The sequence below is a fragment of the Saccharopolyspora sp. NPDC003752 genome (assembly GCF_053605825.1).
Genome location: NZ_JBSGJZ010000018.1, coordinates 63,610 through 82,896, shown reverse-complemented (window position 1 = coordinate 82,896; position 19,287 = coordinate 63,610). Strand labels below are relative to the sequence as shown.

Annotated in this window: 13 protein-coding genes; 11 read left to right on the top strand and 2 right to left on the bottom strand. The window is 71.2% G+C overall.

Annotated features, from left to right (window positions below; all coding sequences use genetic code 11):
* The first annotated feature begins 148 nt into the window (after positions 1–148).
* Positions 149–940, top strand: a complete 792-nt coding sequence (locus ACWEV3_RS23475; protein ID WP_452615970.1) for an oxidoreductase — start codon at positions 149–151, stop codon at positions 938–940.
* A gap of 69 nt (positions 941–1,009) precedes the next feature.
* Here the strand turns inward: ACWEV3_RS23475 and ACWEV3_RS23470 are convergent, their stop codons facing one another.
* Together ACWEV3_RS23470 and ACWEV3_RS23465 are read right to left on the bottom strand one after the other, a co-directional pair.
* Positions 1,010–1,696 (bottom strand): LysR family transcriptional regulator substrate-binding protein, encoded by a 687-nt coding sequence (locus ACWEV3_RS23470; RefSeq protein ID WP_452615969.1) that lies wholly within the window; start codon positions 1,694–1,696, stop codon positions 1,010–1,012.
* The gene (locus tag ACWEV3_RS23465) at positions 1,693–1,908 is read right to left on the bottom strand and encodes a LysR family transcriptional regulator (RefSeq protein ID WP_452615968.1); all 216 of its coding nucleotides are present in this window, start codon (positions 1,906–1,908) and stop codon (positions 1,693–1,695) included. Before ACWEV3_RS23465 ends, ACWEV3_RS23470 begins: the two co-directional genes overlap by 4 nt.
* A 533-nt stretch (positions 1,909–2,441) precedes the next feature.
* Between ACWEV3_RS23465 and ACWEV3_RS23460 the strand changes: the two genes are divergently transcribed.
* From ACWEV3_RS23460 to ACWEV3_RS23415, 10 genes are all read left to right on the top strand, one after another.
* Entirely contained in the window at positions 2,442–2,795 is a 354-nt protein-coding gene (locus ACWEV3_RS23460; RefSeq protein ID WP_452615967.1) for a hypothetical protein, read from the top strand.
* 339 nt (positions 2,796–3,134) lie between these two features.
* A complete protein-coding gene (locus ACWEV3_RS23455; RefSeq protein WP_452615966.1) occupies positions 3,135–4,373 on the top strand; it encodes a hypothetical protein in 1,239 nt (412 codons plus the stop codon).
* Between the two features lie 633 nt (positions 4,374–5,006).
* Entirely contained in the window at positions 5,007–5,330 is a 324-nt protein-coding gene (locus tag ACWEV3_RS23450) for a WXG100 family type VII secretion target (RefSeq protein WP_093268957.1), read from the top strand.
* 33 nt (positions 5,331–5,363) lie between these two features.
* A complete protein-coding gene (locus tag ACWEV3_RS23445) occupies positions 5,364–5,660 on the top strand; it encodes a WXG100 family type VII secretion target (protein WP_358572050.1) in 297 nt (98 codons plus the stop codon).
* Positions 5,661–5,763: 103 nt separating this feature from the next.
* Entirely contained in the window at positions 5,764–6,561 is a 798-nt protein-coding gene (locus tag ACWEV3_RS23440) for a hypothetical protein (RefSeq protein ID WP_452615965.1), read from the top strand.
* Positions 6,562–6,634: 73 nt separating this feature from the next.
* The gene (locus ACWEV3_RS23435; RefSeq protein ID WP_452615964.1) at positions 6,635–9,625 is read left to right on the top strand and encodes a hypothetical protein; all 2,991 of its coding nucleotides are present in this window, start codon (positions 6,635–6,637) and stop codon (positions 9,623–9,625) included.
* Between the two features lie 40 nt (positions 9,626–9,665).
* The gene (gene eccCa / locus ACWEV3_RS23430) at positions 9,666–13,661 is read left to right on the top strand and encodes a type VII secretion protein EccCa (RefSeq protein WP_452615963.1); all 3,996 of its coding nucleotides are present in this window, start codon (positions 9,666–9,668) and stop codon (positions 13,659–13,661) included.
* A gap of 84 nt (positions 13,662–13,745) precedes the next feature.
* Positions 13,746–15,137 carry a type VII secretion integral membrane protein EccD gene (gene eccD / locus ACWEV3_RS23425; protein ID WP_452615962.1) on the top strand — a complete coding sequence of 464 codons (1,392 nt, stop codon included), beginning with the start codon at positions 13,746–13,748 and terminating at the stop codon, positions 15,135–15,137.
* 10 nt (positions 15,138–15,147) lie between these two features.
* Positions 15,148–16,500, top strand: a complete 1,353-nt coding sequence (eccB, locus tag ACWEV3_RS23420) for a type VII secretion protein EccB (RefSeq protein WP_452615961.1) — start codon at positions 15,148–15,150, stop codon at positions 16,498–16,500.
* A 5-nt stretch (positions 16,501–16,505) separates the two neighbouring features.
* A complete protein-coding gene (locus tag ACWEV3_RS23415) occupies positions 16,506–19,157 on the top strand; it encodes a hypothetical protein (RefSeq protein WP_452615960.1) in 2,652 nt (883 codons plus the stop codon).
* The last annotated feature ends 130 nt before the right edge of the window (positions 19,158–19,287 follow it).

Here is a 19,287-nt window from a genome sequence, read left to right as displayed (position 1 = left end):
TTTCGTCTTTGCCCCTCGTTCTTCTCCGGACGTAGCGTGAAACAGCTCGACGAGGTGCGCGCCGCAATTCCTCCGAAGATTCGCGCGCTGCGCACGTCGATCCTTCTTTCGTCGAGCCGATGATCACGCAATCGAGAGGACCGGTGGCATGACCACGATTGAGAGATCGGGAACGCGGGAACTCGCGGGAAAGCGGGCCCTGGTCACGGGTGGTTCTCGCGGAATCGGAGCGGCCGTCGTGCGCCAGCTCCTGGACGCCGGGGCCGAGGTGCTCGCGACCGCCAGGTCGGCGACGAGCACGGTGCCGGAGGGGGCCACCTTCGTGCCGGCCGACGTGCGGACGCGGGCCGGAGCGGAGGCGCTCGCCGCAGCCGCGCAGGAGGCGCTCGGCGGGGTGGACATCGTGGTCCACAACGCGGGTGGGGCGCGACCGCACAAGGGCAGCTCGGCCATCCCCGACGAGGAGTGGCAGGACGCGCTGGACCTGAACCTCCTGGCGTCGGTGCGGCTGGACGCGCTGCTGACACCGGGGATGCGGGAACGGAGTTCGGGGATGATCGTGCACGTCTCCTCGGCGGCGGTCCCCACCCCGGTCGCGCCGTTCCTGCACTACACGGCGGCGAAGGCGGCGCTGGAGAACTACAGCCGGGGACTGGCCTCGGAGCTGGCGCCGTTCGGAATCCGGGTCAACACCGTGTCTCCCGGCAGGACCGCCACCCCCGGCGGCGAAGCAACGCGGGAGCAGTGGGCGCAGCTGGACGCGGCGCCGGACCCGAACAACACCGCGGCGCCGAGCGAGACCAACAGCACCGTGCCGCTGGGGCGCGATGGTCAGCCCGACGACATCGCCAACGCGGTGCTGTTCCTCGCGTCCGACCGAGCGAGCTGGCTGACCGGGAGCAGTCTCGTCGTGGACGGCGGCGAATTCCACAGGGGCTGACGCCGACGGCATTCCGGAACGCCGGTTTCGGCAAATGGAGTTCAACGGCGCCCGTTTCCTCCTCGGCCGTCAGGACACCGGTGAGAAGAAAGCGGATTTGTGCCAGGTCTCTTGACGCAGGAGTTCGAGCAGGGCGGTCTCCGCCGGGCCCGCGCCGCGCCGGACCGCGGCGAGGACGGGCTGGGACACGACCGGGAACACCGGGCGCGCGAAGTGCTCGTGACCCGGGGGCACCGCGGAGGCCGGGACGAGCGTCACTCCCAGCCCGTGGGCGGCCCAGCGCACGGCGGTCGCCGTCTGGGACACGCGGGCGACCGTGGTCGGGGTCAGCTCGTTGTCCCGCAGCACGTCCCTCAGCACGCCGTCGAGCGCGCTGTCGCGGTCGAACCTCACCCACGGCTCGCCCTCCAGCTCGCGCAGCTCGACGCGGTCCGCGGCGAGCAGCCGGTGCCCGGCGCCCAGCACCACGACGAACTCCTCGTCGCCGAGGTGGTGGGCGTCGGCGGCGCCCTCGTCGCACGGTGCAGCCGCCAGGACGAGGTCCAGCACGCCCCGGCGCCCCAGCCGCTCCAGCTCGGCGGGGTTCGGCTCCTCGAAGACGGTGACCTCCAGTCGCGGGAAGCGGCGGCGCAGCGCGCCCAGCGCGCTCGGCAGTTGCCGCGTGCCCAGGCCCATCTGCGCCGCGACCAGCAGCTCGCCCACCAGCTCATCGGCACCGGCCCGCGCCGTCGCCCTCGCCCGCCGCGACGCGCTCACCGCGACCTCCGCCTCCGCAGGAACGCGCGGCCGACCACGGTGGGCACCAGTCCGGTCGGCGTGCGGGCGAACAGTTGCACGCCGAGTTCGCGCTCCAGGCTGCGGATCTGCTGGGACACCGACGGTTGAGCGACGTGCAGCAGTTCCGCCGCCGCCGTCACCGAGCCCTCCTCGGCAACGGCCAGGGCGTACTCGTACTGACGAAGGCTCATCGGCTCCCGTCCCCTCCTTGCGGTGGACCGCGGTCCAATCGTCGCTACAAGTGCGACAACACGGGAGGCGGCGCGTTTACTCCACGCCCGGGTCATGAAGAGCCGAGAAGCGGCGCGCGGATCGGTGCTTGACCATGCCCCCGGGGCGAGGCGTTCACCATGTCGGTCGTCGTCCAGGGGCTGGTCGAGTTGTACGACCCGGCCCAGATCGACGTCCTGCAACGCGTCAACGCGATTCTTGAAGGAGACCGCACTTCCCCGTGAAGGCGGCCCTGTCAGCGGTCGTCCGATGTGGAAAGTCGTGAGGCGCCGGGACGGCAGGACGGCCACATTGGACTCCGCACCGGTGTCGTCGGCGGAAACCTGGTGGTCCCAACCTGGTACACGATCCACGTCCGCGAGAGGTTCACTTCCCCGGCGTGATCGGGCAGCGCCTTTACCCGGACGTCATCGGCCCGCAGCGGATCGCGGCCAATCGGCCCCGCGCTTGGTTGACTTGTTCTGCAAGCGAAAACCGCTGAAAGGAACACTTGATGCAGCAGGCCACCAAGCGTTGGACGGGTCGGGGAGTCGCCCTCGCCGTCGCGGCGGGCGCCGCGCTCACCATGGGGACGTTCGGCACCGCGCAGGCCGCCACCCCGGGCGTCTTCAAGCTGTGCTCCAAGGGGTCCTACGACTCCTACGCGACGTTCCCGGAGCGCGGCGGTTTCTCCACCTTCATCGTCCGCAGTGGCTCGTGCCAGGACTTCAACTACGGCGGCAACGGCCCCGAGCGGGTGGACATCGTCAACGCCAACAGCGACGGTGTCATCGGGTCGGTCACCTACGACGGTCGTGCGGGCCTGAACATCGCCACCGTCGACGGGCCGAGCTTCTACCCGTTCTGACGGGGCCGGTCGAAGGCCGAACTGCGCCGTTGCCGCGAACCGCGGCAACGGCGCAGTCGTTTTCCGGGGCCGGTTCCGGCCCTGTCGCGCCGGGCGGCAGATGCGCTCCGAGGTGCTGAAATCATGTACGTCTGTACACCAAGTCGGTGCGCGGGGGTGCATTCTGCCCCAAGGTCATTCCCGATAGTGTGGGAATCAGCGATGACCTCTTGACAGGGATGGGGGTGGCAGGTGCGTTTGTTCTCGGCTGGCGGCCGATCGGATCACCCGTCCGACAACCGCGGCTCGTCGAAGCCTGCCGGAGCCGGTGCGAATCGGGGTTTCTACGACCAGCCGACCATGCCCATCAAGAGGGTGGATGGGCGCAAGGACCAGAAGCTGCTGGTGCTGGCCGGTCTCGGTGGGCTGGTGCTGATCGCTGCCCCGGTCGTGGTGTTCAGCCAGGCGATGGGGGAGCAGCCCGCATCCTGGATCAACTCGGGCGACCCCGCAGGCATCCAGCTCCCCCTCGAGACGGGGACGTACGCGGCGCAGCCGACGCAGGTCTCCCAGCTGCCCGCGACATCGGCCCGCCTGGACAAGTCGGGACGGCTGGTGGTGGTGGCGAAGGGGCAGAACCACGAGGTGCTGAGCAGCACCCAGTCCGCCCCGTCCTCGGGATCGGCCACCACCGGGTGGGTCAACTTGGGCGGAAGCGCCGCGGGGGACCCGGTCATCGCGACGGATGCGAATGGCGAGCTGGTGGCCTTCGCCATCGGTACCAACGGCGCCCTGCTGGAGAACTACCAGGTGAAGCCGAGTACCGGCGCGGTGGCGAACTGGCGCGTGCTCGGCGGCACGAACCTCGTGGGAATGCCCGCCGTGGCGCAGGACGCCGTGGGCAAGCTGGTCGTGGTGGCCCGGGCCGCCGACGGGTCGTTGTGGACGGCCCAGCAGACCCAGCCCGGGGGCAAGACCTGGACCGAGTGGCGGAGCCTCCCGATGCCGGCGGCCCACGATCCCGCGCTCTTCCGGGATTCCAAGGGGAAGTTGCGCATCTTCGCGGCCGGACCGGACGGTCAGCTGCGGACGATGGCGCAGGCCGGGCTCGCCGTCAACGAGTGGAACGCCCCGAAGGGCCTGGGCGGCGCCACGACCGGGCCTCCCGCGGTGGCCATGGACGACCAGGGCAGCCTGCGGGTCTTCTCGCTCACCGTGGACGGCTCGCTGCTCGACAACGTCGAGTTGAGCGCTGCGTCGGACACCTGGCGGGGCTGGCAGAGCCGGGGTGGCCAGCTGATGGGGCGACCGTTGGCCGTCGCAGATCCCAAGGGCTGCGTGGTCGTGCACGTGTTGACCGTCAACGGCACCGTGCAGGAGATCTTCCAGCTGCCGGATCGGAAGTTGTGGAGCGAGTGGCACGACCACGGGGGCAGCATCGCCAAGCTGGTGTCCTCGGCCCAGGATTCGCAGGGCAGGTTGGCCGTCTACGGGATCAGCAAGCGGGGCGGCATGGAGCAGACCTACCAGACGATCCCCGCCAGCGGCCCGTGGGTGGGCTGGGAGAGCGACCTCGGCGGGGTCTTCCCCACGAAATGACGCGCCCCGCCGCGGGTGCAATGTTGTCCGGCGTGCAGTTCCGAACGGAACTGCACCCGCGCGCCCCTGGTGAATCCGGCTCCGCGAAAATGTTGTGCGACACCGGAATATCCCATTCGTAATTCTTCGCGCCGGCGTCTGCGAACCCGCCGGCGAGCATTGTGGCCGGACGATGTCAGGCCCTTGATCGCCTGTGGTGCTGCCTAGAGATCGTTCCAGAACGGCTCCGCCCGGCTCATCCGAAGACACCCGGTACCTGGCGCCGATTTCGCGCGAAATCATCATCCCGCCCTCACGTGGAGCGACGACTTCGCGCGAAATCGTCGCCCTGCGCCTCGTGCGGCCACGTCCCGCACGGGCTCGCGCCCGGATCTGGAACGCTCCCGCTGAAGCGCGAGCTGCTCGTCGGATTGCCTTCGGTGGCCTCGGGTTTTGCCCGTTCGCGGGCTTCAGGTGATCTGGAAAACCCCGGCGTGCCAGAACGGGCAAGGCTGCCCGCCTTTCGGGCAGGGGCGTACCGGATCGGCTGGGCGCGCGGCGAACCCGGCGGAAGACTTGTCAGGTGCCCGCGCCCGCGAGTCGGCCGGTCCGGCGCGTGACCGCGGGTCCAACAGAGACCGGAGGAGTTCCTGAATGGCAAACTTTCCGCAGGTGCAGACGTCGCAGCCGGGAATGCAGCAGGCTGCGCAGATCTTCAGCGACCGGGCCAGCGAGTTCACCCAGGAATTGGGGCGCGTCAATTCGATGATGGCGAGCCTGCAGGGCAGCTGGACCGGTACCGCGTCCAACAACTTCAACGCCGCCATGGACAACTGGGAGCGCTCCTTCCAGGCGATCATCAACAAGCTGATCAACATGATGGACGTGATGGGCGTCAACACGAAGGACTACGTGGCGTCCGAAGACGACGCGGCCAACACCGCCCAGTCCTTCGCCACCGCCTTGCCCGGCGTCTGACGCACATTCCTCCCGAATCATAAGGAGAAGAAGTTGTCCGACTACAGGTTCGACTTCAACGTCGCGGACATGACCCTCGACGAGATGAACGCGGTCAACGGCCGCGTCAAAAGCGCGCTCGCAGACATGGAAGCCCAGGTCGAGCGGACCCTCTCGGACTGGACGGGTGTCGCCCAGGAGGCCTACCGGGCGGCCAAATTGGAATGGAACCAGCAGGCCGATCAGATGCCGGTCTACCTGGAGTCGGGGCGCCAGACCCTGCTCTCCATCTCGGACAACTACGGCACCACGGAGCAGCGGGCCAAGCAGATCTGGGACGGCAGCCGCTGACCTGCCGCGATCCGCGGTTCGGCCGCCGGGGAGGTTTCGCACTTCTCCGGCGGCCGTTCGCGGCTGAGATCCGCGGCAGGTCCTGAAGAAGGGGAGGTTCGCAATGGCCGAAGAACTGAAAGGTCTCGACTACTTCCTGGCGAGCGACGCTTGGAAGGACACCAAGGTCGCCGACTGGTCGAAGATCGACGCCTACGTCGAGCACGGCTGGCTCACGGAGCAGGACCGGAAGTACCTGCACGCGTACGGGAGCATGGTCTATCTCAACCCGGACTCGTCGGGCGGGTTCTCGGAGACCGACGCGGCGTGGAAGAAGTACCTCGACGTCAACGAGAAGCACGAGAACGACCCGATCTTCAACGACGAAACCAAGGCGGAGGACATCCCCCCGCCGGACTGGGACGACGGCCCGAAGGACGGGAAGGACTACCACAAGGACGGTCCCAACGACGTTCCGGGTGAGGAGAAGACCCCGGTGGGCGACGTGCCCAAGGTGCCGGGCGATGGCGGCGACAAGAAGAAGGGCGGCGACGGTGTCATCAGCGTCAACACCAAGGCCCTCGCGGTGTTCGCCGACAATGTGGAAGCACTGCGCGTCATGATCGGCAAGTCCAAGAAGAAGACCGACGAGGTGAACGTCCTGCCCGGCGGGTTCAACGTCGCCTTCAAGCTGCGGGACAAGATCATGGGCACCGGCGACAAAGATCCCGGCCTGAAGAACAACGTGCGCAACTACATGGACGGGCTGGACATCGCGCTGGCGAACGTCCGGGACGAGATCCGGAAGCTGATCGTCGACTACGACAGCACTGAAGAGCTGAACAAGCTCACCACCGACAAGCTCAGCAAGGTGATGGGGGACTCGTTCCGCTTCATCGACTCGAGCTCGCGCTCGAAGTAGCGGGCCCGGCGCCGGTGGTGGCCGGCGGCTGAATTCTGATCTTGGTTTGGTCTTCTAGGGAGCGTGAGGGTCGATGGCTGAGTCGGAAGAGAACGAAAGGCAGTACGGCGATTACGACCCGGACGTCTTCCGGAAGGACGATATCGACGAGCACGCGGTGTTCATCAACCGCAAGGCGCCTTGGCAAGAGGGAAAGGACGAGGACTACAACAACTGGGACTGGAAGCAGATCAAGGCCGCGCTGTGGGGTGGTGCCGCCCTGGCGACCGACGCACTGTGGGAACAGGCTTGGAAAGAGGTCGATCCCCGCACGCTGTACTCGGCGGGCAACGCCTTCCTGCACATCCAGGAGACCATGCACGCCGTCGCCAAGAACCTGGAGGCCCAGGCGAACGCGGTCGCCGGGGAGCACGGCTCCTGGAAGGGCCAGGCAGCCGGCGTGTTCCTGGCCAAGATGCAGACCCTGGCCAACAACATCAAGGACAACGCCGACCGGCTGGGCGGCCCGGACACGGTGCACCCGGTCCCGTCGAAGCTGTACGACAACGGTCGCTGGCTGGCCTGGGCCCGCGACGCGGTGAACCAGATCGACCAGCACTACGCCCAGGTGGCGAGATGGCGCGGCGTGGCGGACGTGATGGACAACGGGTTGGTCAAGGTCAGTGACGACGAAGAAGTCGTCAAGGCCATGAACATCGAGATGCGCAAGCCCATCAAGAAGCTCGCGGAGAACTACGGCGTCACCGTGGACGAAGTCCGGACCACGACGCCGGTGCCGCCGGGCGGAGGGCCGGGCGGAGGGCCGCCGCCCTTCGACAAGGACAAGAAGGGCGGCCCACCCCCGCCCATCGACAAGGACAAGAAGGGCCCACCCGCGCCGCCTCCGCCGAAGACCCCGCCGAAGAGTCCACCGCCGCCGCCGCAGAAGCCGCCGCCGGGCTCTCCGCCACCGCCGAAGAGTCCGCCGCCACCGCAAAGCCCACCGCCGCCCAAGAGCCCACCGCCTCCGGGCTCGAAGCCACCGCCGGTGGGGCCGCCGCCGGGGTCGAAGCCGCCGCCGGGTTCTCCGCCGCCCGTGGGCCCGCCGCCGCCGGTGGGCCCGCCGCCCGGCCAGAACCAGCCGAAGAACAACCAGAAGGGCGGACAGTTCAACGAGATTCCGCCACCGGGGTCGAAACCGCCGCCAGGGCCGCCACCGCCGGTGGGTCCGCCGCCGGGCTCGGCGCCGCCTCCTGGTTCACAACCACCTCCCGGCTCGAAGCCGCCGCCGGTGGGTCCGCCGCCTCCGGTGAGCCTGCCGCCCGGCCAGAGCCCGCCGAAGAACAACCAGAACGGGGGCCCCGGCGAGGTTCCGCCGCCCGGCTCGAAGCCGCCACCCGTGGGTCCGCCGCCGGGCTCCAAGCCGCCACCAGTGGGGTCACCGCCGGTGGGTCCGCCGCCTCCGGTGGGCTCGACGCCGCCACCCGTGGGGGCACCGCCGGGCTCGACGCCGCCACCGGGCGGCATCGGCACTCCGCCGCCGGTGTCGAACCCGCAGGACTGGTCGCCTCCTCCCGGTGGCCAGGTTCCGCCGGGCGGGCAGCAGGATCGCGGCGGGATGCCGATGATGCCGCCGATGATGCCTCCGGGCGCCGGTGGTGGTCAGGGTTCGGGTGCGGAGCGCCCGGACGCCTCGGGTTTGCTGGACGGCGGCGAAAAGCCCTGGGGCGAGAACCCGCCGGGACTTGGGCTGCCGGAAGCGCCGCAGGGCGCCGATCCCGGCGGCGTCGGACTGGAAGTTCCGCCGAGTGGCCAGCAGAGTCCTGGTGGGATGCCCATGATGCCGCCGATGATGCCTCCGGGCGCCGGTGGTGGTCAGGGCTCGAATGCCGAGCGGCCGGACGCCTCGGGACTCCTGGACGCAGGTGAGAAGCCTTGGGAGAGCGCCGGTCCGAACGTGGGTGAGCCGGAGGCGCCGCCCGAAGGCGTTCCGCCGGTGGCGGGTCCGCAGGACTGGTCGCCGGGTCAGGGCTTGCCGCAGAACGGGCAGCAGGTTCCGGGCGGCATGCCGATGGTTCCGCCGATGGTGCCTCCGGGTGCCGGTGGTCAGGGGTCCAGCGCGGAGCGTCCGGACGCGTCGGGCCTCCTGGATGCAGGTGAGAAGCCTTGGGAGAGCACCGGTCCGAACTCCGGTGAACCGGAAGCGCCGGGTGGTGCCGTTCCGGGCGGTCCGGGCCTCGGCATGCCACCGGCCAATGTGGAGACTCCGGCACTTCCGCTCGACGCGGCAATGCCGCTCGAAGGCGTTCCGCGTGCGTCGGGTCCGCAGGACTGGTCGCCGGGCGAGAGCACGCCGCAGACCGGGCAGCAGGTTCCGGGCGGCATGCCGTTGGTTCCGCCGATGGTGCCTCCGGGTGCCGGTGGTCAGGGTTCCAACGCCGAGCGCCCGGATGCCTCGGGCCTCCTGGACGCCGGTGACAAGCCTTGGGAGAGCGCCGGATCCGACGGCGGCGAACCCGAGGCGCCGAACGGGACGCCTGCCGATCCGGCCGAGTCGGTCGGACAGGCCGGCGAGGACACGGCCGGTCCCGGGAACCCCTCGGAGACTCCGGAGGACCACGTGCCGGTCGTCAGGCGCGACGCGGCGGAGCAGGACACCAGCGCGTGGGACGTGCCCAGCGACGGCCTGCCGTGGCTGGTCCCGTTCCCGGTGACCGCGCGCCCCGAGGAATCGGACCGCGACCGGCCCGCGCCGGACCACGCGCTTCGGGACAGCAAGCCGTGGACCGGCGCGCCGTCGGCGGGCAACGGCTACGCCACCTGGCGAAGCGCGAAGTGGGCCGAAGGCAACGGGAAACCGGTCGAGGACGAGCAACCGCTGATGTGCGGCGGCCCGACGCTGAGCCCGGAGGAAGCGGCCGCCATGCGGGCCGAGAAGCAGGCCCAGGCCGAAGCGGAGGCCGCGGCGGCGGAGGCCGAGGAGGAGGACGAGAAGAAGGAGCGATCCAGCGCGGACCTGCTCGTGAGGGATAACTCTGCCTGGGGCGCAGGACCGGCCGCGCCGCCCTCCGGAGTGATCGGATAGGGGAGATTCCGCACTCGCCGACCGCAAATGAGGCACACCCATGAGCACCGTCACGGTGAAGCGCCCGCCACGGGTCGCCGGGCCGGAGATGCCCGAAGGCGAGGTCGAGCTGCAGGAGCCGCCGGTGATGGCGGAGCCCGCGGCGCTCGACTTCCGCTCGGCGGCCATGTTCCTGCCGATGGGCATCGGCTCGGCGGCGATGGTCATGATGTTCGCGTCGTCCAGCAGGTCGCCCGCGATGTACATGATGGGCGGCATCATGGGCGTGGGCATGCTGATCATGGGCCTGAGCCAGATCGGGCGTGCCGGCGCGGAGCGCAAGCGCAAGATGAGCTCCGAGCGCCGCGACTTCCTGCGCTACATCGCGCAACTGCGCGAGAAGGCGCGGGAAGCCGCGGATCAGCAGCGGCGGGCGGTCGTGTGGAACCATCCGGAGCCGTCCTGGCTCTGGTCGGTGGCGAGCGGGCCGAGGCTGTGGGAACGCCGGGCGAACGACACCGACTTCGGCCGGGCCCGGATCGGGTTGGGCACCCTGGCCGCGGCGGTGGAGTACACGGCGCCGTCGACGAAGCCGATCGAGGACCTCGAACCGCTCGCCGCGGTCTCGCTGCGCCGCTTCCGGGAGGCGTACCGGACGGTGTCGGGCATCCCCATCTCGGTCGGCCTGCGCAGCTTCACCAGCGTGGAGTTCGCCGGTTCCCAGGAATCGGCGGTGGGGCTGGCCCGCGCCATCCTCGGCCAGCTGGTCACCTTCCACTCGCCGGACGAGCTCCGGGTGGCCGTGCTGACCGACGAGACGGGGCAGCCGGAGTGGGACTGGGTCAAGTGGCTGCCGCACAACGCGCACCCGGCGATGCAGGACCCGGCGGGCCCGCTGCGGCTGTTCGCCTGCGACCACGACGAGCTGCTGGACGTGCTCGGCCCCGACATCACCGACCGGCCGGACCACGATCCGGGCAGCCGGCCGGGCGTCGTCGAGCCCTTCATCGTGGTGGTGGCGCACCAGGCGGAAATCCCCGAGTCGTCCCGGTTGCTCGACGGCGGACTGCGCAACGTGGTGCTGCTGGACCTCACCGGCAAGATGCCGGGCGGGCCGAAAGTGCTCCGCCTGACGGCGGAAGACGATGCGGTGGAGTTCCCGGCGGGTGATGCCACTGGATCCGCGCAGCGCGACGAGCTGAGCCTGGCGCAGATCGAATCGTTGGCCAGGCTGCTCGCGCCGAAGCGGACGAGCGGCTCGGTCGACGTCGCCGACCAGCCGCTGGAGAGCGACTTCGAGCTCACCAGCCTGCTGGGCATCCGCGACCCGCGCACGTTCGACGTGCCCGCGCTGTGGCGGCCCCGCGCCGCGCAGCGGGCCCGCCTCCAGGTGCCCATCGGCGTCACCGAGGACGGCGAGGTCGTCGACCTCGACCTGAAGGAACCCGCCCAGGGCGGGATGGGGCCGCACGGCATGCTGATCGGTGCCACCGGCTCCGGCAAGAGCGAGCTGCTGCGCACGCTCGTGACCGGCCTCGCCGCGACCCACTCGTCCGAGATCCTGAACCTGGTGCTGGTCGACTTCAAGGGCGGCGCGACGTTCCTCGGGATGGACCGGCTGCCGCACACCTCGGCGATGATCACCAACCTCGCCGACGAGCTGCCGCTGGTCGACCGGATGCAGGACGCGCTCAACGGAGAGCTCGTGCGGCGGCAGGAACTGCTGCGGGCGAGCGGTTTCTCCTCTTCGTTCGAGTACGAGAAGGCCCGTGGGAGCGGCGCGCAGCTGGTGCCGTTCCCGGACCTGCTGATCGTCGTCGACGAGTTCTCCGAGCTGCTGGCCAACAAGTCCGAGTTCATGGACCTGTTCGTGTCCATCGGGCGGCTCGGCCGAAGCCTCGGGGTGCACCTGCTGCTCGCGTCGCAGCGCCTCGAAGAAGGCCGGATCCACCGCGTCGAAGGGCACCTGTCGTACCGGATCGCGCTGCGCACCTTCTCCTCGATGGAGTCGCGGGCGGTCATCGGCGCGGCGAAGGCGTACGAGCTGCCGTCCGATCCGGGCAACGGCTACCTGAAGATCGACACCACGACGCTGGTGCGCTTCAAGGGCGCGTACGTCTCCGGGCCGTGCCCGCCGAGCGACGGCCCGGCCGCCGCCCCGGAGAACCGGGCGTTCTCCGAGGTCGTCTCGTTCCGCACCCAGCCGTACCCGAGCCTGCTCGCGCTCCGGCCCGCCGAGGAGGAACCGGATTCCACCGAGGAGCCGGCGGAACAGCCCGAGGCGGAGTCCACTGAGGACGTTCCATCGCTGGTCGACGTCATCATCGGGCGCCTGGCGGGCAGCGGCCCGCCGGCCCGGCAGGTCTGGCTGCCGCCGCTGTCCGAGGCGCCGAGCCTGGACACGCTGCTGCCCACCGTGGTGCCGGACCCCGCCCGCGGGATGACCGTCGACGACCCCGGTAGCCGGGGCGTGCTGCGGGTCCCGGTCGGCGTCGTCGACCGGCCCTTCGAGCAGCTGCGGGACCTGCTGGTCGCCGACCTCGGCGGGGCCGACGGGCACGTCGGCGTCGCGGGCGCGCCGCAGAGCGGGAAGTCGACGCTGCTGCGGACCCTCGTGCTGGGGCTCGCGCTGACCAACACGCCGGAAGAGGTCCAGTTCTACTGCCTGGACTTCGGCGGCGGCGGGATCATGTCGGTGTCCGGCCTGCCGCACGTTGGCTCGGTGGCGACCAGGATGGAGCACGACCGGGTCGTGCGAACCATCGCGGAGCTGACCCAGCTGCTGGAACGCCGCGAGGCCCTGTTCGCCGAGCACGGGTTCGAGTCGATCTCGGCGTACCTGCGGGCCCGCGCGCGGGGCGAGATCGACGACCCGTTCGGTCACGTCTTCCTCGTCGTGGACGGCTGGTTCACGGTCAAGCAGGACTTCACCGACGTGGAGACGAAGATCGGCGAACTGGCTTCCCGGGGGCTTTCCTTCGGCATCCACGTGGTGCTCAGCGCCACCCGCTGGTCGGAGATCCGCCCGTGGCTGCGCGACCTGCTGGGCACGAAGTTCGAGCTGCGGCTGGGCGACTCGATGGAATCCGAGGTCGGTTCCCGCAAGGCGGCCACCGTGCCGAACCAGGCGGGGCGCGGGATGACGGCGAAGGGATTCCACTTCATCTCGGCGCTGCCGCGCCTGGACGGCACCTCCGGGGCCGAGGACCTGGCCGACGCGACCAAGGGCGTCGCGGAGGAGGTGCGGGCGTTCTGGCCCGGCCGCGGCGCGCCGCCGGTGCGGATGCTGCCGACCCACCTGCCCGCGGCGGAACTCCCGGCGCCGGAACGGGAATTCCGGGTGTGCCTCGGCTACGACGAGCAGCGGCTGGAACCGGTGTGGCACGACTTCTTCGTCCACCCGCACCTGATGGTCTTCGGCGACAGCGCGACCGGCAAGACCAACCTGCTGCGCCTGGCGCTGCGCTCGATCCGGCAGCGGTACGGCCCGGACGAGGCCAAGATCGTGCTGGGCGACGTGCGCCGGGACCTCGACCAGGAGGTGCCCGCCGAGTACGGCGTCGGCTTCGGCTTCAGCTCCGACACGCTCTTCCAGCTCGCCGAGCAGGCGCTCGGGTCGATGACCAAGCGGGTGCCGGGCCAGGACATCTCCTCGGAGCGGCTGCGCAAGCGCGACTGGTGGGAGGGCCCGGAGCTGTTCCTCGTCGTGGACGACTACGAACTGCTCGGCCGGGGCGGCGTCAGCTCGGCGCTGGAACCGCTGCTGCCGATGATCCCGCAGGGCGTCCACATCGGACTCCACCTGATCATCGCCCGGAGCACCTCGGGCGCGATGCGCTCGATGATGGACCCGGTGCTGCGCAGGCTCTGGGAGCTCGGCACGCCCGGCGTGCTGCTGTCCTACCCCAAGGAAGAGGGGAAGTTCCTCGGCGAGGCCGCGCCGCGCAAGCTGCCGCCGGGGCGCGCCCAGCTGGTCACCCGCCGGGGCGTCGGCCTCATCCAGACCGGTCTCGTGACCGCTGATTCGACCACCACCGCCTCACCGGCCGGCTTGTAGGGGCCGCAGTGGGATTCCCCTCCGCGCGCGAGGACCGCCGCGCGAGCCGAGTCGACGAAAGCTTCATCCCAGGAGGAATGGCTCATGACCAGAGCTGCTGAGCTGTGCAGGATCACGGTGTTCGGGCCCGACGGCAAGGCCGATCTCGCCGTGCCCGTCTCGACCACCGTGGCCGATCTCCTGCCGGTGCTGCTCAGCCACACCCGGAAGCAGCCGCAGGGCGGCGAGCAGGGATCGTGGGTGTTGCAGCGGCTCGGCGGGGCGCCGCTGGACCCGTCGGGCACGCCGGAGACGCTGGACTGGCTGGAGGGCGAACAGCTGCACCTGCGGCCGGCCGACGATCCGCTGCCCGAGCTGGACTTCGACGACTTGGCCGACGGCATCGCGACCTCCGTCGGGCAGCGCAAGGACCGCTGGAAGCACGCGCACGGCCGCGTCCTGTTCACCACCCTGTCGGCCGCGGTGGCCGCGGTGATCGGGCTGGTCCTGCTCGGTCCGGGACCGACGGAGCTGCACGCCGGCTTCGCGCTCGGGCTGGGCGTGGTCTTCGTGGCCGCCGCCGTGCCCGTCGCCAAGAAGCTGGACGACCTCGGGCTGACCAGGCTGACCGGGCTGGTGGGGTGCGCGTTCGCGGGACTCGCCGGGCTGATCGCGGCCGACGGTGTGCCCGGCGCAGCGGCACCGACGCCCACCGGAATCGTGGTCGGCGCGGCGGGAGCGGCCGTGGCCGCCGCCATCCTGCTGGTGTTGCGGCGGTTCGCCGCCGACGGTATCCCGTACGCGCCGTTCATCACGATGCTGCTGGTGGCGGCGGCGGTGATCGGCGGCGTCTGGCTGGGCGCGGGATTCGGCCTGACGGTCGGCCAGGTCGCCGGGGTCCTGGCCACCGTGCTGTTCGGCGTGGTCGTCTTCGTGCCGAAGCTGACCATCCGGGCCGCTTACCTGCGCGGGCCGCAGCTGCCGCGCAACGCCGACGACCTCCAGCAGGACATCGATCCCGCGCCCGCCGCCGACGTGTTCGCCCGGACCGCGGCCGCGGACCGGTACATCAGCGTGGCGATGGTCGTCGCCGCCACCGTCTTCGTCGGGGCTTTTCCGTTCATCCTGGCCGAGCCGGGCTGGATCTCGTGGGCCATGGTGAGCCTGCTGGCCTGCGCGGTGCTGCTGCGCTCCCGCAACTTCCTCGGTGTCTGGCAACGGGTTTCGCTGGCCGCGGCGGGCACGTTCGGCCTGAGCCTGGTGGCCCTCCACTTCGCGCAGGAGTTCTCGCCGGGGTGGCGGACGGTCCTGCTGGTCGGGCTGCTGCTGGTGCTGTTCGCCTTGGTCAAGGCGACGTTGCGGCCCGAGACGCGGCGGATGCTGCCGATCTGGGGACACCTGGCGAACATCTTCGACACCTGCACCGCGCTCGCGGTGGTTCCGCTGCTGCTCCAGCTGCTCGGCGTGTACGCCTGGGCGCGCGGACTGGCCGGGTGAGGGGCGGACCATGCAGACCCAGCGAGACCACGTGCACGCCCACCAGTTCCTGATGGGCCGGATGAGTTCCGCCCTGGTGCTCGGCGATCCCGCCAGCGCCGAGGTGCCCGCCCGGCGGGCCGCGGTAGGCATCTACATCGGACTGGTGCTGGCGTTGCTGATCGCCGTCGGCTTCGGCATCTTCGGCTGGCTCGTCCCCGGTGGCAACAACTCCTGGCGGGCGCAGGGCGCGATCGTCGTCGAGAAGGAGACCGGCACCCGCTACGTCAACGTGGGCGGCGTGCTGCACCCGACGCTGAACTACGCCTCGGCGAAGCTGCTGCAGGGACCGAACGCAGGCGCCAAGGTGACGTTGCTTTCCCAGGCGTCCTTGGCGGACGCGCCGCGCGGCGCGCCGTTGGGCATCCCGAACGCGCCGCAGATCTTGCCGTCGGCGCAGGACCTGGTCGGTTCGAACTGGCTGACCTGCCTGCCGGGCTCGGCCGGCGCCGTCGCGCCCGGCGCGCCGGAACTGACCCTGAACTTCGACCCCGGCGCTCCCGCCGCGCCGCTGCCCCCGGACCGGTACGTGCTCGTGCAGTCGCCGGAGGGCACGCAGTACGTGCTCTGGGGCGGCGCGAAGCACCAGGTGGCCGAGCCGACCGTGCCCATCGCACTGGGCATGGCGGCCGCGCGGCCCGTGCCGGCGCCGCAGGCATGGCTCGATGCGCTGCCGGACGGTCCCGTGCTCGCGTCGGCCCAGATCGACGGCAGCGGCACCTCGGGGCCCTCCATCGGCGGCAAGGCGTACCGGGTGGGCCAGCTCTTCGAGCAGCGCTCCGCGAACGGCGACGTGCAGACGTTCGTGCTTCGCCGCGAGGGCCTGGCGCCGATCAGCCGGACCGAGTTCATGCTGCTGGAAGTCGCTCCCGGCACACCGGAACCGGCCCGGATCGACCCGGCGGCCGTCGCCTCGGCGCCGCGCTCGGCCGACCGGTCGCTCCTCGGGAGGCTCCCCGATCTCAGCGGAGCCCGGTGGCAGGACCACGGCGCGACCGCGATCTGCCTCCGGCAGGTTCCCGTCGGGCCGCGGATCGCCAGCGAGGTGGTCTTCGCGGAGCCGGGCGCCGCCGCGGGCGGTGTCCACATGCGACCGGGGACCGGCGTGGTGGTGGCGGCGCTGCCGATCCCGCCCGGCCGGCGCGTTCCCGACCGCTACCTCATCACCGGCGACAGCAAGTACCTGCTGCCGGACGACGACTCGATGCGGGCGCTGGGTTACGCCGGGGTGCCGGTGCGGCCCATCGCGAACGATCTGCTCGCCACCGTGCCGAGCGGCCCGGCGCTGAGCCAGGCCGCGGTCGGCGCGACCAGGAAGGGATGAAAGTGATGGCCGCACGGTCCTCGTTGTCCCCGCTGAACCGGCGTCGCCGGGGCACGCCGGAGCTCGCGCTCGCCAGGCACACCGTCGGCAACGTGCTCGTGGTGTGCCCGGAGAAGAGGATGACCCCGGAGGCGCAGGCGCTGGCCATGTCCGTGGCCCCCGACGACGAGCACGAGATGGTGGTCGTCGACCTGCCCGTCGGCGTCCCGGTCTCGGCCTGGGATTCCGTCGCCGAGCTGCTGCCGCGGCGGCGCCGCGGGGTCCGGCTCATCCTCGGTGGCCGCCCCCGGGAGGCCACCGCCCTGACCGGCCAGTGGCTGTCGGAGCGCATCGGGCGCACCGTGGTGGCCCCGGACGGGGCGATCTTCCCGGGCGTGGGCGGGACGTTGTTCGTCCATTCCGGCAAGGGCAGCGGCTGGGTCCGGTTCCGGCCGGGCCGGCCGCCGGAGTGGGAGGCGAAGCGCTTTCCCCGGCCCTCCTGGGATTCCGGCGCCACCGACCCCCTGCCCACCAGCGCCGTCGGCATGGCCGACCCGATCCCCGGCGGGGTGTGGATCCACGCCGCCGCCCGCGACACCGAGTCGGGCGAGCACTGGTCGCGGCTGGTGAGCAGCATGCCCTGCCAACCGGACGTGCTCACCGTCGTGCTCGGTTGCCCGGGCACGCCGCCGCTCTCGCTCGACGACGTGAGCCGGTTCTGGCGGCAGCTCGACGGCCAGATCCGGGAGAAGGTCCGCTTCGTGCAGTACGGCCCCGTCCGGCTGCCGCAGGGCGGCACGCTCGGGCAGGCGCTCGCGGACCTGCTCGAAAGCCGGGTCGTCTGCTACACGGGAATGCCGGTCGGCTCGACGACGACCCCGGACATCTACACGGTGTGCGCGGACGGCGGGCTCGGCTGGCACGCCTTCGCCCGCGAGGTCGGGTACCTGCCGAGGACGGACCCGGCGTTCCGGGAGACCCCCGCGCTGCTGTCGCACCGCGTCCCGGTCGGCGGGGTGGAACAGGTCGCACCGGCGGTCTACTGGTACACGCCCGACGCGGTGCTGGAGGTCGTGCAGTCCGGCTTGTGGATGCGCCCGCCGGAGGGCGCGCAGAACGCGGCGGCGGTGCGCGCCGAGCCGCCGCGCGCCGACGTCAACATCCTGGCCTTCGACGCCACCGACGAGAAGCGCGCCGAGCGCATGCGGCTGCTCGCCCAGGACGTGCTGGCCCGGCTGGACCCCGCCACCCGGGTGCGGTGCCGGATCGTGCCCGCCTCGGAAGTGGGCCGGGCGGAGATCCGCATCGCCGGTCCCGCGCAGGGCGAGCTGGTCGCCGAGGCGCAGCCGTCCGGGCGGGCGGCCGGCAACTCGTCGGTGACCGACACCGTGCAGCTGCCCGTGGTGCTGGACCCGGTGCGCACCGACACCGGCGGGCCCGCGGTCGTCGCGAGCCCGGTCGTTGAAATCCCGGTCGTCGGAACCCCGGTGGCCGAAATCCCGGTCGATGCCAGGATTTCCCTCGACACCGGGTCGCCGGTCGACGACGTCGTCGTGGCCGGTGCCGAGGTCCCGCCCGCACCCGCCGCGCCAGCGGCCGGTGTCGAGGCGCCGCCCGCACCCGCCACCGCAGCGCCCGCGACCGAGCCGAGGACCGAAACCGGCCCGGCCTCGGCGATGGCTATCCGCCTGGAGAGCTCGCCGGTTCCCACCGTTGGCGAACCGCCTGCGCCACGGCCGGCCGTCACCGCGCCGTCGGCGCCGGAGCCGCCCGCGCCGAGCGTCACCCCCGCGCCGGACCCCACCCCGGAACCGGAACCGGCCGAGGCAGAAGGCGGCCGCGCGGAAGCACCGGAGGAGCCCGCCGAACCGCGACTCCAGCCCACCCCGAAACCCGCGGCTTCGGCGCTGGTGGCCGACCACGGCCTCACCGAGGAGCGTGCCTGGCTGCGCCGGACGCTGAGCCGCGATTTCGACACCATGTCCCACTCGACCTCCCGGATCCTCTCGGAACACCCCGGTTTCCAGGGCTCCGACGGCCGGTCGTCCGCCGACGTGCTGACCGATGCCGTCGCCGTGCGGCTGCACCTCTCGGAGCGCGGCGAGGCGATCGACCACGCCCTGCGGACCGGGGAGAACGGCCCGCACGTGCCCTTCGCCCGCTGCGTGGTCTCCGGGCTGACCCGGCTGCCGTCGCACCGGGGCGCGACCACGTTCACGGCGTCGCCGACCCCGCAGCAGTGGCAGCTCTACGAGCAGCGGCGGCTGGTGACCGACTGGAGCTTCATCCACGCGCTGACCGAGCCCAGCCCGGACCAGCAGGGCGAGGTCGACGTGCTGATGTGGTCCATGACGGCCCGCCGCACGAAGCTGCTCGAACCGGGCGGCGCCGACGAGGTCGACAACCGCGTCGTCTTCGTGCCCGGCACCAGTTTCAAGATCCTGGAAATGGCGGAGCCGGGAGCTGACGGCGCGCGGGGCCGGATCCTCCTCCGCGAACTGGCGGAGTCCGAAGTGGACGAATCCGGGCGGGTGGCCGCGCGGGGGTCGCTGGACGAGCTGGCGATCACGTCCCTGCGGCGCTGCGTCGAACGCTGGTCGGCGGCCCAGCCCCGAGGCGTGGTGGGGGAGTCCGCCACCCGCCGGTTCGGCTGGATGCCGGGGCTGGTGCAGCGGTGATGACAGGCATGCCGGTGAAGCGGGGCCAGGTGGCGATTTCGCGCGAAATCGCCACCCCGCACGCCTGGAGAACGACGATTTCGCGCGAAATCACCGCTCGTTCCAGGCCCCGGGGACTCGTCGGCGGAGA